Source organism: Bradyrhizobium sp. LB8.2 (genome assembly GCF_040548035.1).
Taxonomy (GTDB): Bacteria; Pseudomonadota; Alphaproteobacteria; order Rhizobiales; family Xanthobacteraceae; genus Bradyrhizobium.
In genome coordinates, this window is the sequence record NZ_JBEPQV010000031.1 from 39,424 (window position 1) to 53,770 (window position 14,347).

Below are 14,347 nucleotides of genomic sequence, written 5' to 3' on the forward strand. Positions count from 1 at the left end.
CCGAAAAAAGGGCGTGGATGGCCGGGACAAGCCCGGCCATGACGATGTGGATGGATCTCGTGAAATCAATTCGAATTGCGCTTGTATTGACGGCGATCTCTTCGAGTGCCCACGCCCAATCGCTTCCCGGCGGTTTCGTCTATTTGCGCGACATCGACCCCAGCATCGTCCAGGACATCCGCTACGCCACCTCGAACAATTTCGTCGGCCGTCCGCTGGCCGGCTATGGCGCCGGTGAATGCGTGGTGAAGCGTGAGGTGGGGCTGCGGCTGAAGGCGGTTCAGCAGGAACTGGCGGGGCAAAATCTCTCGCTGAAGATGTTCGACTGCTACCGGCCGGCGCGGGCCTCGCTCGACATGGTCAGGTGGTCGCAGAACCGCCACGAGACCGCCGCCGAGCGGCGCTACAATCCCAAAATTCCCAAGACGGAGCTGTTCCGCCTCGGCTATATCGCGAGCCGTTCGCAGCATTCCGCCGGCGCGGCGCTCGATCTCACCCTGGTCGATCTCAAAGCCGACAATTCGGGCAGATACGACCCGTCAAAAAGCTACGCCGATTGCACGGCGCCGGTCGAGGCGCGGCTGCCGGAAGGCAGCGTCGACATGGGCACGGGCTATGACTGCACCGACATGAAAGGGCATACCGCCGCACCGTCGATCAATCCGGATCAGCGCGCCTGGCGCAAGCGGCTGGTGGCTGCGATGGCGAAGCAAGGCTTTGTGAACTATTCGAAGGAGTGGTGGCATTTTTCCCTGCCGGGGACGGGTGGAGCGGCCTATGATTTCCCGATTCCGCCGCGGCGGAACTGATCCCGCGCCGAGAAACAAGATGACCCAGCCCAGCTTCGCGACTCACGAGGTCTTCAACCAGTCGCCGCCGCTCGAGGACGTCGACCTGTTCGCCATGGATCGGCCGCTAGTCGAGGCGGTGAAGGCCAATGGCGGCGCGGCGGCGGAACGGGCGCTGTCGGAGTTCGGGAGGCATTGGGGCTCGGCCGCGATGGCGGACCGCGGGCGCGTCGCGAACGAGAACACGCCGAAGCTGCGGACCTTCGATTCCAAGGGCAACCGCCGCGACCAGGTCGAGTTTCATCCCGCCTATCACGAGCTGATGGCGCACAGCGCGCATGCCGGCCTGCACAATTCGACGTGGACGACGGATGGAAAGCCTACGGGCGATGCCGCCGAGGTCATTCGTGCGGCAAAATTCTACATCGCCGCGCAAGTCGAGACAGGGCATCTTTGTCCGATCACGATGACGCGCGCCTCCGTCGCGGCGCTGGTGATGCAGCCGGATCTGCTCGGCAAGGTGATGCCGGTGCTGTCGACGAAGAGCTATGATCCCGCCTTCGCGCCGTGGCGGGACAAGCGCGGCATCACGCTCGGCATGGGAATGACCGAGAAGCAGGGCGGCACCGACGTGCGCGCCAACATGACGCGGGCGGTGCGCGATGGGGATGCCTATCGCATCACCGGCCACAAATGGTTCATGTCGGCGCCGATGTGCGATGCGTTCCTGGTGCTGGCGCAGGCGGAGCAGGGGCTGACCTGCTTCTTCATGCCCCGGTTTGCACCTGATGGCTCGGTCAACGCGATCCAGTTCCAGCGTCTGAAGGACAAGCTCGGCAACCGCTCCAATGCCTCATCCGAGGTCGAGTTCGTCGGCGCCTACGCGGAAGCCGTCGGCGAGGAGGGCAAGGGCATCCGCACCATCATCCAGATGGTGCAGCTCACGCGCCAGGATTGCGCAATCGCCTCCGTCGGCCTGATGCGCTCGGGGCTCGCGCACGCGCTGCATCACACCCGTCACCGCAGTGTGTTCCAGAAGCATCTTGCCGATCAGCCCTTGATGCAGGCGGTGCTGTCGGACATGGCGTTGCATGTCGAGGCGAGCGTCGCGCTGATTATGCGGCTCTGCCGCGCCTTCGACCGCACGCCGCACGATGCGGCGGACGCCGCCTATATGCGGCTGCTCACGCCCGCGATCAAATACTGGACCTGCAAGAGCGCGCCGGCGTTTCTCTACGAGGCGATGGAGTGCCTCGGCGGCAATGGCTATGTCGAGGACGGCATTCTGGCACGTCACTACCGGGAGTCGCCGGTCAACGCGATCTGGGAAGGCTCGGGCAATGTGATGTGCCTCGACGTGCTGCGCGCGCTCTCGCGCGAGGCGGATGCGGCGATGGCGGTGCTGCAAGGACTTTCGGCTGAGACGAAGGGCTTGTCCGGAGCAGGCGAGGCGATCACTTTCATCGGCGAGAGCTTCCGCCGGGCGGACGGCGAGCGCGTCGCGCGGCTTGCGGTCGAGAAGCTGGCCCTACTTGCCGCAGCCGCCGCGCTCAACGCTGTGTCGCCCCGCCATGCCGAGCTGTTCGCCGTCACTCGGCTCGCGGCCAACCACGCCAGCATGTATGGCGCGGTGGAGCTGGAGAGCGGTGAGGTGCGTGCACTGCTGGAGCGGGCGCTGCCTTGAACGGGGCATGCTGGAACCACATCGTCATGGCCGGGCACATCCGTCCGAAGGACGGCGTCGCTTCCGTTCGCCTACGTCCCGGGCATCACGGTCGCTCGATAGACTGCTTCTAACGAAAGCCCCTAATGGACTCCCTCAATCCCGACTATCCGCCGCTTACCGTGACCCTTGCGACGCCGCGCGTCTGGAAGTTTTGGGGCACGGCGATATGGGGCCTGCTCATCTTCGTCGCGATGTTCGTCGGGCAGATCGGCGCCATCGTTCTGCTGGTGGTGCAGCGTGGCCTGCCGATGGACCTCGCCTCGCTTCAGCTCATCGGCCGCGAGCCGCAGGCGCTTGCGCTGTCGGTGACCATGGGCCTGCCGGCGACGCTGGCCGCGGTGTGGCTGGCCATCCGCATCAAGAAGGCCGCTTTCGCCGATTATCTCGCGCTGCATTGGCCGTCCTGGAAGCAACTCCTGTTCGGCGCCGTCGGGCTTGTCCTGATCGTGGTGGCCTGGGAGACGATGTCGCGGAGCCTCGGCCGCGAGGCGACGCCGGGCTTCATGACCGATCTGCTGAAATCCGGCCGCGACAAGGGCGCAGCCTTCTTCCTGCTATTCGCCTTCAGCGTGGCAGCGCCGATGTCCGAGGAGGTTTTGGCGCGCGGATTCCTCTACCGTGGCTGGTCGGCGAGCTTCCTGCGCGTGCCCGGCGCGATCGTCCTGTCGTCGCTGGTGTGGACGGCGGTGCATCTGCAATACGACATGTACTTCCTCGCCGAGGTCTTCTCCATCGGCCTGTGGTTCGGCTACATGCGCTACCGCAGCAGCTCGCTCTGGCTCACGATCGTGCTGCATGCGCTAAACAATTTGACGGCGGTGGTGCTGACGATGTGGCTGGGGAGCTAGGCCACCAGCGCGATCGCGATCGCGATCGGCATGGTGATTGCCGCCAGGATCGTTTGCAGCGTGATGATCTGCGCCAGCAATGGCGCGTCGCCGCCCATCTGGCGGGCCAGCACGTAGGCGCTGGGCGAGGTCGGCACCGCCGCGCAGATCGCGATGATCGCGAGGTTGGTGCCTGCTAGCCCGAACCAGACGGCAAGCGTCAGCGCGAGCACGGGCATCAGCACCAGCTTGAACGTTACGCCGATCGTCGCGCCCACGCTCGGGCGGAGCAGGCCTTTGAGCTGCAGGCCGGCACCGGTGACGAGCAGGCCGATGGCGAGCGAGGAGCGGCCGAGCGCATCCGCGACCTCGTGCCAGATTTTTGGCAGCGGCAGATGGCCGACATTGATGACGAGGCCGATCACGCAGGCCCAGATCAGGGGATTGCGGACCAGCGTCATTACGATCGCGCGGGCAGACTGCTTTTCCGGCGCGGCGTAATGGGCCAGCACCGCGACGCTGAACACGTTGACCAGCGGGATGATCGCGACCATAGCGACCGAGGCGAGGGCCAGCCCGACATCGCCGAACATGTTGGCGGAGACGGAGAGTGCGACATAGGTCTGCCAGCGGGTGGCGCCCTGGAAGATCGAGGTGAAGGCGGGACCGTCGATGTCGAGCCGCGCGAGAGCCGGGCGGAGCGCGAGGCAGAGCAGCGACATCGCGAGCGCCGACAGCAGCAGCGCGCCGCCGACGCCGGCGACCGGGACCCTGGACAGGTCGGCCTTCACCAGAGTCTGGATCAGCAGCATCGGAAACAGCACGAAATAGGTCAGCCGCTCCAGCCCGTGCCATTGCGTGTCGAGCCGCATCAGGGTGCGCTTCAGCACGATGCCGAGCACGATGAGGATAAAGACCGGGAGGAGCGCCGCGATCACGACGGCCATGGATCAGTCAGGCCCCGGCGCTGCGCGCAGATTGGCGAGCCGGTCGAGCGCGCCTTGCAGGATGAAGATCGCGGCGTGCTCGTCGATCACCTCGGCGCGCTTGGCGCGGCTGACGTCCATGCCGATCAGTTCGCGTTCGACCGCGGCGGTCGACAGACGCTCGTCCCAGAGGCCGATGGGCAGCGCGGTCAGGCCGGCGAGGTTGCGGGCAAACGCCCGGGTCGATTGCGCGCGCGGGCCCTCGCTGCCGTCCATGTTGATGGGCAGGCCGAGCACGAAGCCGACGGCCTTGCGTTCACCGGCAATCGCGAGCAGCCGGGCGGCATCCTGTTTGAAGGCCTTGCGCTGGATGGTCTCGACGCCGGTCGCGAGCCGGCGGTCCGGATTGGAGACGGCAACGCCGATGGTCTTGGTACCCAGATCGAGCCCGACCAACCCGCCGCGTTCGGGCCAGTGGGTTGCAGCATCGACGAGAGGCAGGATAAGAGCCGGCATGGGATTAGCGCATATCACGCGTCGCGCTACGGAGTGAACCCGAAATAATGGATGCGCTGACACTATTTGGCCTGTTCGCCGTGACGGCGATGCTGGTCACTTACGCCCTGGAAGACCGCGGCCACTGGTTCGTGCTGCTGTTCGCGATGTCCTGCGTGCTCGGTTCGGCTTACGGCTTCCTGCAAGGGGCCTGGCCGTTCGGCGTGGTCGAGGCGATCTGGGCCGTCGTGGCGCTGCGGCGATGGCGTATCAGGCCGCGATGACGTCGTCGTTTTTCTTCAGGCAGGCGGCGGAAAACCCGCTGAGCGCGCTGGTTTGATGCCCGGCGCGGCGCTGGATGAAGAGGGTCTCGACGCGCGCATGCAAGGCGCCGAGAGCGTGGACGGTCACGCTGCCGTTGATCGCGCTGCGTTCGACGACCGCACGCGGCAGCAGCGTCACGCCCATGTCGGCGGCGACACAGCCGATCATGCCGTCGAGCGTGCCGAGCTCGAAGCGTGCGGCTGACGGCCAGCCGAACTCGACAAAAATCTGTTCGAGCCGCTGCCGGTAGGTGCAGCCGGTGCGGAACACCAGCGCGGTCGGGCCGGACTCCGGCGTGCCGGCACGTAGCTCGGCGAGCGTGGCCCAGCGTCGCGCACTGACCAACACCAGCTCTTCGCGGAACGCGCTTGTCGCGGTGAGATCGGCATGCGCAATCGGACCCGCGACGAAGGCGCCGTCGAGCGTGCCTTCGAGCACGCTCGCGACGAGGTCGGCGGTGGGCGCGGTACGCAGGCTCAGCCGGACGGCAGGAAAGCGGCGATGAAAGTCCGCGAGCAATGGCGGCAGCCGCACCGCCGCGGTGGTTTCCATCGAGCCGATCGCAAGGGGTCCCTTCGGCTCGCCGTCGTCGCGGGCGGCAAGCACAGCTTCGCGTGATAATGCGGCCATCCGCTGCGCGTAAGGCAAAAGGCGCTTGCCCGCGCTCGTCAGCGTCATGCCGCGGCTGTGCCGCTCGAATAGCGGCGTGCCGATCTCGGCCTCCAGCGCCTTCACACGCTGGGTGACGTTGGACTGCACGGTGTTGAGCTCTTCGGCGGCACGGGTGATGCCGCCGGTGCGGGCAACCGCCGCAAAGGTCTGGATGTCGCTGAGTTCCATCGTATCGTTTCGCTTTTGAGATGACAGCGTTCATTGCAAATCATTTTTCCAGAATGTTATTCAAGCCTAGTGTCCGTGTCCAGCCGGGAGGGAGACCATGCCGATCGTGACATCGCTGACCCAGCTGCTGGGAATCAGGCATCCGATCCTGTTGGCGCCGATGGATACGATCGCGGGCAGCCGGCTGACGCGGGCCGTCAGCGAAGCCGGCGGTTTCGGGATTTTGGGTGGCGGCTATGGCGACCGGGCCCGGCTCGAGGCCGAGGCAAAGAGATTAAGCGGGTTTGCGCCATTCGGCATCGGCTTCATCACCTGGAGCCTCGCAAAACAACCTGAACTTCTCGACGTTGCGCTGGATGCCAAACCGCAGGCGATCATGCTGTCGTTCGGTGATCCCGCGCCGTTTGCGGCGCGCATCAAGGCGTGCGGGGCGCGCTTGATCTGCCAGGTGCAGAGCGAGGACATGGCGAAGCAGGCGCTCGACGCAGGTGCGGACATCCTGATCGCGCAGGGCACCGAAGCCGGCGGCCATGGCGCATCGCGCACCACCGTCGACATCGTGCCTGTTATCGTCGATCTCGCGGCCGGGCGCGTGCCGGTCGTTGCCGCCGGCGGAATTGCCGATGGCCGCGGGCTCGCGGCGATGATGATGCTGGGCGCCTCCGGCGTGCTGATCGGAACGCGCTTCTATGCGAGCGTGGAGGCCGCCGGTGCGGAGGAAGCGAAGCAGCGCATTCGCGACGCTGATCCCAATGACACGGTGCGCGGCGTCATCGTCGACTGGTCGCGCAGCCTGTTCTGGCCGGCTCCGTTCACCGCGCGAACGCTGGTCAACGATCATATCAGGCGCTGGACCGGCCGCGAGATCGAGCTGATGCAGCGCGCGGCCGAGGTGACCGTTGAGTTTGCTGCGGCAAGGGCCGCGGGCAATTTTGAGGTCGCCGCGGTCTTTGCCGGCGAGGCTGTCGGCCTGATCCATGATATTCCGCCCGCCGCCGAGATCGTCGAACGTATCGCGACCGAGGCCGAGCAACTGCTAACCGGCCGGCGTAATTCCATGGCACCGCTTGCCTGAACCACGAGAGAGCAAAACCATGTGGCCTGACCGTCGATTGATCGACCTCTTCAAGACCGAATTTCCGATCGTGCTGGCGCCGATGGCTGGTGTGATGGATGCGGAGCTGGTGATCGCGGCCGCGCAAGGCGGGGCGCTGGGTTCGCTGCCTTGCGCGATGCTGTCGCCGGAGAAGATCCGCGAGCAGGTCAATCTCATCCGCCAGCGCGTGAAGGCGCCGGTCAATCTGAACTTCTTCTGCCACACGCCCGTCGACCTCACGGCGGAAGCGGAGGCGCGCTGGAAGCAGCGCCTTGCGGGCTATTACGGGGAACATGGCCTCGATCCGGCAGCGCCGGTCAACGCGGCCAACCGGGCGCCGTTCGATGAGGCGATGTGCGCGGTTGTGGAAGAGTTGAAGCCGGAAATCGTCAGTTTCCATTTTGGCCTGCCGGAAAAGGCACTGCTTGACCGGGTCAGAGCGGCCGGGTGCCTCGTGATCGCCTCGGCGACGACGGTGAAGGAAGCGGTCTGGCTCGATCAGCGCGGCGTCGATGCCGTGATCGCGCAAGGGGCGGAGGCTGGCGGCCATCGCGGCATGTTCCTGACCGACAAGATCTCGGAACAGCCCGGCACCTTTGCGCTGGTGCCGCAGGTGGTCGACGCGGTGAAGGTGCCGGTCATTGCGGCCGGCGGCATTGCGGATGGCCGCGGTATCGCGGCGGCGTTTGCGCTCGGCGCGGCCGGCGTGCAGATCGGGAGCGCCTATCTGCGTTGTCCGGAATCCAAGGTCAGTGCGGCGGCCCGCGCGGCGCTCGCCGAAGGACGGGACGATTCCACCGTCATCACCAATGTCATGACCGGGCGGCCGGCGCGCGGCGTCCAGAACCGTCTGATGCGCGAGGCCGGCCCGATCTCGCCGGATGCGCCGCCATTTCCCCATGCCGCAACGGCGCTCGGACCGCTGAAGGCGGCTGCCGAGAAGCAGGGCAGGGTGGATTTCACCAATCTCTGGGCCGGCCAGGCCATTGCCTTGGGCCGCGAGGTCCCGGCGGCCGAATTGACCCGGGATCTCGCCAGATCGGCACTTGCCCGGATGAAGGCGCTGGCCGGCTAGTCCCCAGCGCCGGTTGCGGCGCAAAAGCGGCCTCTGCTATACGGCACATAGGTTTTGCCGTGAGAGGCCTTATATTATGTCCGTCGACGCCGCTACCGTCCGCCGCATCGCGCATCTGGCGCGCATTGCTGTTTCCGAAGGCGAGGTTCCGCATCTGCAGGGCGAGCTGAACGCCATGCTCGCCTTTGTCGAGCAGCTCTCGGAGGTCAGTGTCGAGGGCGTGGAGCCGATGACTTCGGTCACCCCGATGCAGATGAAGAAGCGGCAAGACGTGGTCAACGACGGCGAGATCGCCGACGATATCGTTGCCAATGCGCCGGCGACCGAAGGTCACTTCTTTCTTGTGCCCAAAGTGGTCGAGTAATTCTCAGGACGCTGTCCGATGTGCATGCTTTGCGACGACGAGAAGGCCTATCAGGCCTACATGAACTATCTCGACAAGATGGAGAGGCAGGGCAAGGCTGCCGACCCCAACGTCGCCGTCAATGCCGTGCTCGACGAGATCGAGGCGGCTGCGAAAGCGGCCGCCAAGAAAGACGACCCGGCCAACGACAAGTCCCTGTCTCCGTTCTTCTGCAGCCCGATCAATAAATGACCGATTTGACATCGCTGACGCTCGCCGAAGCCCGCAAGGGCCTCGCGGCCAAGACTTTCACGTCACTCGAGCTGACCGATGCGCATCTGAACGCGATCGAAGCCGCGCGCGTGCTCAATGCTTTCGTCATGGAGACGCCGGATCAGGCGCGGACCATGGCGCGCGAGGCGGATGCCAGGATCGGGAAAGGCGATGCGGGGCCGCTCGCCGGCATTCCGCTCGGCATCAAGGACCTGTTCGCGACCAAGGGCGTGCGCACCACGGCGTGTTCAAAAATCCTCGGCAATTTCGTGCCGACCTACGAGTCCACCATCACCTCGCAGCTCTGGCGCGACGGCGCGGTGATGCTGGGCAAGCTCAACAATGACGAGTTCGCGATGGGCTCGTCGAACGAGACCTCGTGCTTCGGCCCGGTCGGCAATCCCTGGCGGCGCGACGGAAGCAACACGACGCTGGTGCCGGGCGGCTCGTCCGGCGGCTCGGCCTCTGCGGTGGCCGCGCTGCTCTGCATGGGCGCGACCGCGACCGATACCGGCGGCTCGATCCGTCAGCCGGCGGCGTTCACCGCGACCGTCGGCATCAAGCCGACCTATGGCCGCTGCTCGCGCTGGGGCATCGTCGCCTTTGCCTCCTCGCTCGACCAGGCCGGTCCGATCGCGCGCAGCACGCGCGATGCCGCGATGCTGCTGCGCTCGATGGCCGGCCACGATCCGAAGGACACGACCTCGGTCGATATCCCCGTGCCGGACTACGAGGCCGCGATTGGCAAGTCCGTGAAGGGCATGAAGATCGGCATTCCCAGGGAATACCGTCTCGACGGCATGCCGGCCGAGATCGAAAAACTTTGGGAAGCGGGCGCGGCCTGGCTGAAGGCGGCCGGCGCCGAACTGGTCGAGATATCGCTGCCGCATACGAAGTACGCGCTGCCGGCCTATTACATCGTGGCGCCGGCGGAGGCGTCCTCCAACCTCGCGCGCTACGACGGCGTGCGCTACGGTTTGCGCGAGCAGGGCAGGAATATCAACGAACTCTACGAGAACACCCGTGCTGAAGGTTTTGGCGCGGAGGTGAAGCGCCGCGTCATGATCGGCACCTACGTGCTCTCGGCCGGCTATTACGACGCCTACTATTTGCGCGCCCAGAAGGTGCGTACGCTGATCAAGAAGGATTTCGAGGACTGCTTCGCCAAGGGCGTCGACGCGATCCTGACGCCGGCGACGCCGTCGGCGGCCTTCGGCATCGGCGAGAAGGGCGGCGCCGACCCCGTCGAGATGTACCTCAACGATATCTTCACGGTGACCGTGAACATGGCGGGGTTGCCCGGCATCGCTGTGCCCGCCGGCAAGGACGCGCAGGGCCTGCCGCTCGGCCTTCAGCTGATCGGCCGGCCCTTCGACGAGGAGACGCTGTTCTCGCTCGGCGAGGTGATCGAGCAGGCGGCCGGCCGCTTCACGCCGGCGAAATGGTGGTGAATATGGCGGCGTATATCGCCAGCCTCGACGGCGCCGCGCCGGCGCCGGATCTCAGCGCGCCGCTCGCCGGCCTGTGGTGGGCCGCCAAGGGCGACTGGGACCAGGCGCACAAAATCGTTCAGGACGAGGGCAGCCGCGAAGCCGCCTGGGTGCACGCCTATCTGCACCGGGTCGAGGGCGACCTCGGCAATGCCGGCTATTGGTACCGCCAGGCCGGCCAGCCGGTGGCGAAGGATTCATTGCAGGCGGAGTGGGAGCGGATCGCTGCCACGCTGCTCGGGAGCGAGACATGAGCACGGCCACGCACAAGCTTCTCAGAGGCGCCACCGGCGACTGGGAGATGGTCATCGGCCTGGAGATCCATGCTCAGGTGACGTCGAACTCAAAACTGTTCTCGGGCGCCTCGACCGCGTTCGGCGGCGAGCCGAACAGTCACGTATCGCTGGTCGACGCCGCGATGCCGGGCATGCTGCCCGTCATCAACGAGGAATGCGTCAGGCAGGCTGTCATCACCGGGCTCGGCCTCAATGCGCAGATCAATCTGCGCTCGGTGTTCGACCGCAAGAACTATTTCTATCCAGACTCGCCGCAGGGCTACCAGATCAGCCAGTACAAGTCGCCGATCGTCGGCGAGGGCGAGGTCGTTGTCGAACTGGACGGCGGCAAGACCGCAACCATCGGCATCGAGCGACTGCATCTGGAGCAGGACGCCGGCAAGTCGCTGCACGACCAGTCGCCAACCCTGTCCTATGTCGACCTCAACCGTTCCGGCGTCGCACTGATGGAGATCGTATCAAAACCGGACATCCGCGATGCCGAGCAGGCCAAGGCCTATGTGACCAAGCTGCGCTCGATCCTGCGCTATCTCGGCACCTGCGACGGCGACATGGAGAAGGGAAGCTTGCGCGCCGACGTCAACGTCTCCGTGCGCAAGCCGGGCGCGCCGCTCGGCACCCGCTGCGAAATCAAGAACATGAACTCGATCACCTTCATCGGCCAGGCGATCGAGTACGAGGCGCGGCGCCAGATCGAAATCCTCGAGGACGGCGGCGCGATCGACCAGGAGACCCGGCTCTACGACCCAAACAAGGGCGAGACGCGGTCGATGCGGTCCAAGGAAGAGGCGCACGACTATCGCTACTTCCCCGATCCCGACCTTTTGCCGCTGGAGTTCAGCCAAGAGTTCGTCGACGGGCTGAAGGCGAAGCTGCCGGAGCTTCCGGACCAGAAGAAGACGCGCTTCGTCGCGGATCTCGGCCTGTCGGCCTATGACGCGAGCGTGCTGGTCGCCGAGCGCGAGAGCGCGGTGTTCTACGAGACCGTGCTGGAGAAGCTCGCCAACCGCGCGCGCGACGGCAAGGTCGCCGCGAACTGGGTCATCAACGAGCTGTTCGGCCGTCTCAACAAGGAAGGCCGGGATATTACGGGCACTCCGGTTGGCGCCGAGCAGTTGGCTGCGATCATCGACCTGATCGGCGAGGGCACCATCTCCGGCAAGATCGCCAAGGATCTGTTCGAGATCGTCTGGCAGGAGGGCGGCGATCCCCGCGCGCTGGTCGAAAGCCGCGGCATGAAGCAGGTGACCGATCTTTCGGCGATCGAAAAGGTGGTCGACGACATCATCGCGGCCAATCCCGACAAAGCCGCGCAGGTCAAGGACAAGCCGCAGTCGCTCGGCTGGTTCGTCGGTCAGGTGATGAAGGCGTCCGGCGGCAAAGCCAACCCGCAGAGCGTCAACGACCTGCTCAAGTCCAAGCTCGGCATCTGACTTCGCGCGCTCGAACGAGGTGACGGACACGCGTCGTCACCTCGCTTTCGGTTCGCGATGCGATGCTCGCGCGCATCCTCGGCGGCAAACTTCATCCTGATCGACCGCGATACGCCGACCGAATCGCCGCACGCGATTCGCGCAAAACGGCGGCTTGCACACGCTCTGACGAGCGCTCGCGGCGTTAATCATGAAAATATTTTCGTTGCCAAAAGTCGCGACTCAGAGTCCGCGAAGCGCCTTCGCGAGGCCGTCGCGGGATTGGAGATGCGCGTCGTCGCGACGATCGCGCGCGATGTGTGCGTGCAGAAAAATACTTGCTGCATAGTGTTTCCTGCAATTGCATCTCTCGCGGAAGCTGATGCGGCGGGCACTCTCCGCGATCGCAAGCACACGTCATGCAGTGCGCTTGCATCGCGCTCGCCAAGCGCACGCGTCTTTGCTCGTCAACACTTCTTTAAGCGAGACGCTGTTTTTTTTGTTGTGTTGGTGTATTCGGGATGAGTGTGCACTCGATCCCCGACTGCATGCAGCGATTAAGCCATCTCACACATCGGAGGGCAACATGGCCAAGAAAGCTAAGAAGGCGAAGAAGGCGAAGAAGGCGAAGTCCGCAGTGAAGAAGACTGCGAAGAAGACCCGCAAGGTCGCGAAGAAGAAGTAACTTCGCTTTTTGAAGTTGCCGGCTCCTAGAGAGCCGGCACGTCATCAGCGCCTCTTAAAAGGTTCTGGTCGACGATAGAGGGTGTCGGCGAGACATCAGGTCAACGGTCGGATCGTTCTCTTCGCGGGTTCGCTCGCTAAGCCCGGTCCGGCAGAAGAAACAAGTTTTCTTCGTTCGGTGCGGCTCTCCGTAAGGAGCTCCGCAATTTCACAGGCGGCCTTCGGGCCAACGTGAAATCTGGTCCTGACGTGTTCGCCGACGCCCTCGTTCTCTTGAGGCCGGGGTATTGCCGGCATTCCCATATCCCGACATTGCTGATCTGACCGCGACGTGGCTGCGCTGACGTGGCTGCTCTGCCTTGGGGCGAGGGCTGCGGCGCAAGTGCACGCTGTTCCCGCGCCGCTTCTCCATTCGCGGTGTCTTCGCCGGGCCCCGCCCGGGCGATCCGGTACGCCGCGGCTTCCCGTGGGACAATTGCTGTCTCTGGAATGCAGGTGACGACAGCGCGCGGGGACGCCACAGGACCCGCGTCACCGTGCGCGATGGTTATCGTTCTCCCAAGATCCCAAGGTAAACCGAATCTGACGAATTGCAGAAGTGCCTGCAAAACAGGGACTTCTTGTATTTTAGCGCGCGCCCCAAGCGGGCGCGTTTACGTCTGCTTCATCGCGATACTTAAACTGCCATTCAAATTTGCCCGCCATCATTACCTCCAACAAGCCGGCAAACGGCTTGGGCAAAAAGACGCTGGGATGAGTTGAACAGTCGATCGGACGGGAGCCGCGCTCGGGGGACGAGACGGCATAAAAAAGGGGATGCGTTATGTTTCAGGGTACTTTCGATCTGGAGACCGCGACACCTATCGACGCAGGCGCGCTGTCGGACGTGCTGTTCGAGCGCGGGATTTATTGGGCGAGCGGACGCTCCGGTCTCGTCGATCTCGTCGCCGCGCATAAATGGTTCAATCTTGCCGCCCTGAAGGGCCGCAAGGACGCCGTGACGCTGCGCCAGGAAATCGCCGGGCAGATGTCGGAAGCCGAGATTTCGGCCGCGCAGCGCGATGCGAGGGCGTGGGTCTCCGCCCACTGAGCCCAGCATCACATCCGGGGCGGTGTTTTCATAGCTGAGCCTGATTACGCTGAGTCAAATGTGTTCGTCGTGCCGCCATCTGAACCGGCGCGGCGTGAGCGACCCCGACGGGAATGACCCGGCGTTGGTCCGAGACTTACTCAATGGCTGCCTCAATGGCTGCCGATTCAGATCGCGAGCGACGACGGCGATCTGGAACTCGGACGGCCGCGGTGCCGATTGGCCCTCGCATGGGCCGATCTGGCGATCCATCCGCCGGATGCGGACACACCTATATCAGGAGAGCGCGAATCGAGCTGAGCTCGTGGCGCCGATCCTTGCGCCAGGCTTGCGCACCGTCTCAACGATCGCTTTCAGATGATGGAACGCACGGATCTTTGATTGAGCGGCCCGAGACATAGGTGGCATAGCGCACCGGCCGCCTCGATCGATCGCTCAAGGCCGCCACCCATGTCTTAGGTACAACCTGTTACCGATGTCTCCGGGCTGGACAGGCGCTGGGTGGCGGAGAGGGAGGGATTCGAACCCTCGATACAGCTTGAGACCGTATGACGCTTTAGCAAAGCGTTGCCTTCAGCCACTCGGCCACCTCTCCGGTGCGAGCCTTATGCATCTAATTACTTGGGCCGGTCAATTTGGAAGCGCGTGTTTTCGCTCGAATA

Annotated in this window: 15 protein-coding genes and 1 tRNA gene; 12 read left to right on the forward strand and 4 right to left on the reverse strand. The window is 64.7% G+C overall.

What is annotated here, in order from left to right:
* Positions 1 to 50 precede the first annotated feature (50 nt).
* From ABIB06_RS29970 to ABIB06_RS29980, 3 genes are all read left to right on the forward strand, one after another.
* Positions 51 to 809, forward strand: a complete 759-nt coding sequence (locus ABIB06_RS29970) for a M15 family metallopeptidase (RefSeq protein ID WP_354051706.1) — start codon at positions 51 to 53, stop codon at positions 807 to 809.
* Between the two features lie 19 nt (positions 810 to 828).
* On the forward strand, positions 829 to 2,472 hold the full coding sequence (locus ABIB06_RS29975) for an acyl-CoA dehydrogenase family protein (protein ID WP_354051624.1): 1,644 nt from the start codon (positions 829 to 831) through the stop codon (positions 2,470 to 2,472).
* 125 nt (positions 2,473 to 2,597) lie between these two features.
* Positions 2,598 to 3,362, forward strand: a complete 765-nt coding sequence (locus ABIB06_RS29980) for a CPBP family intramembrane glutamic endopeptidase (protein WP_354051625.1) — start codon at positions 2,598 to 2,600, stop codon at positions 3,360 to 3,362.
* Here the strand turns inward: ABIB06_RS29980 and ABIB06_RS29985 are convergent.
* Complete coding sequence (locus tag ABIB06_RS29985) at positions 3,359 to 4,288, reverse strand: AEC family transporter (RefSeq protein ID WP_354051626.1); 930 nt, start codon at positions 4,286 to 4,288, stop codon at positions 3,359 to 3,361. The genes ABIB06_RS29980 and ABIB06_RS29985 overlap by 4 nt on opposite strands.
* A gap of 3 nt (positions 4,289 to 4,291) precedes the next feature.
* Positions 4,292 to 4,783: a Holliday junction resolvase RuvX gene (ruvX, locus tag ABIB06_RS29990; protein ID WP_247340622.1), complete on the reverse strand. Its 492-nt coding sequence runs from the start codon at positions 4,781 to 4,783 to the stop codon at positions 4,292 to 4,294.
* A 47-nt stretch (positions 4,784 to 4,830) separates the two neighbouring features.
* Here ruvX and ABIB06_RS29995 point away from each other — a divergent pair, with 47 nt between their 5' ends.
* Positions 4,831 to 5,046 carry a hypothetical protein gene (locus ABIB06_RS29995; RefSeq protein WP_354051628.1) on the forward strand — a complete coding sequence of 72 codons (216 nt, stop codon included), beginning with the start codon at positions 4,831 to 4,833 and terminating at the stop codon, positions 5,044 to 5,046.
* Here the strand turns inward: ABIB06_RS29995 and ABIB06_RS30000 are convergent.
* Positions 5,033 to 5,926: a LysR family transcriptional regulator gene (locus tag ABIB06_RS30000; RefSeq protein WP_247444300.1), complete on the reverse strand. Its 894-nt coding sequence runs from the start codon at positions 5,924 to 5,926 to the stop codon at positions 5,033 to 5,035. The two genes, ABIB06_RS29995 and ABIB06_RS30000, sit on opposite strands and share 14 nt — an antisense overlap.
* A gap of 97 nt (positions 5,927 to 6,023) precedes the next feature.
* Here ABIB06_RS30000 and ABIB06_RS30005 point away from each other — a divergent pair, with 97 nt between their 5' ends.
* The 8 genes from ABIB06_RS30005 (at position 6,024) to ABIB06_RS30040 (ending at position 13,685) form a co-directional block, all read left to right on the forward strand.
* The gene (locus ABIB06_RS30005; protein WP_354051630.1) at positions 6,024 to 7,001 is read left to right on the forward strand and encodes an NAD(P)H-dependent flavin oxidoreductase; all 978 of its coding nucleotides are present in this window, start codon (positions 6,024 to 6,026) and stop codon (positions 6,999 to 7,001) included.
* A gap of 19 nt (positions 7,002 to 7,020) precedes the next feature.
* Complete coding sequence (locus ABIB06_RS30010) at positions 7,021 to 8,097, forward strand: NAD(P)H-dependent flavin oxidoreductase (RefSeq protein WP_354051632.1); 1,077 nt, start codon at positions 7,021 to 7,023, stop codon at positions 8,095 to 8,097.
* 76 nt (positions 8,098 to 8,173) lie between these two features.
* Positions 8,174 to 8,461 carry an Asp-tRNA(Asn)/Glu-tRNA(Gln) amidotransferase subunit GatC gene (gene gatC / locus ABIB06_RS30015; protein ID WP_354051633.1) on the forward strand — a complete coding sequence of 96 codons (288 nt, stop codon included), beginning with the start codon at positions 8,174 to 8,176 and terminating at the stop codon, positions 8,459 to 8,461.
* 18 nt (positions 8,462 to 8,479) lie between these two features.
* On the forward strand, positions 8,480 to 8,692 hold the full coding sequence (locus tag ABIB06_RS30020; protein WP_007611210.1) for a hypothetical protein: 213 nt from the start codon (positions 8,480 to 8,482) through the stop codon (positions 8,690 to 8,692).
* Positions 8,689 to 10,164: an Asp-tRNA(Asn)/Glu-tRNA(Gln) amidotransferase subunit GatA gene (gatA, locus tag ABIB06_RS30025; RefSeq protein WP_247444297.1), complete on the forward strand. Its 1,476-nt coding sequence runs from the start codon at positions 8,689 to 8,691 to the stop codon at positions 10,162 to 10,164. The genes ABIB06_RS30020 and gatA overlap by 4 nt, the downstream gene beginning before the upstream one ends.
* Complete coding sequence (locus ABIB06_RS30030; protein WP_354051635.1) at positions 10,155 to 10,457, forward strand: hypothetical protein; 303 nt, start codon at positions 10,155 to 10,157, stop codon at positions 10,455 to 10,457. The genes gatA and ABIB06_RS30030 overlap by 10 nt, the downstream gene beginning before the upstream one ends.
* Positions 10,454 to 11,932 (forward strand): Asp-tRNA(Asn)/Glu-tRNA(Gln) amidotransferase subunit GatB, encoded by a 1,479-nt coding sequence (gene gatB / locus ABIB06_RS30035; RefSeq protein WP_354051637.1) that lies wholly within the window; start codon positions 10,454 to 10,456, stop codon positions 11,930 to 11,932. Before ABIB06_RS30030 ends, gatB begins: the two co-directional genes overlap by 4 nt.
* A 1,486-nt stretch (positions 11,933 to 13,418) precedes the next feature.
* Positions 13,419 to 13,685 carry a hypothetical protein gene (locus tag ABIB06_RS30040; protein ID WP_354051638.1) on the forward strand — a complete coding sequence of 89 codons (267 nt, stop codon included), beginning with the start codon at positions 13,419 to 13,421 and terminating at the stop codon, positions 13,683 to 13,685.
* A 502-nt stretch (positions 13,686 to 14,187) separates the two neighbouring features.
* Here ABIB06_RS30040 and ABIB06_RS30045 read toward each other — a convergent pair.
* Positions 14,188 to 14,280: transfer RNA gene (locus ABIB06_RS30045), tRNA-Ser, on the reverse strand.
* Positions 14,281 to 14,347 lie beyond the last annotated feature (67 nt).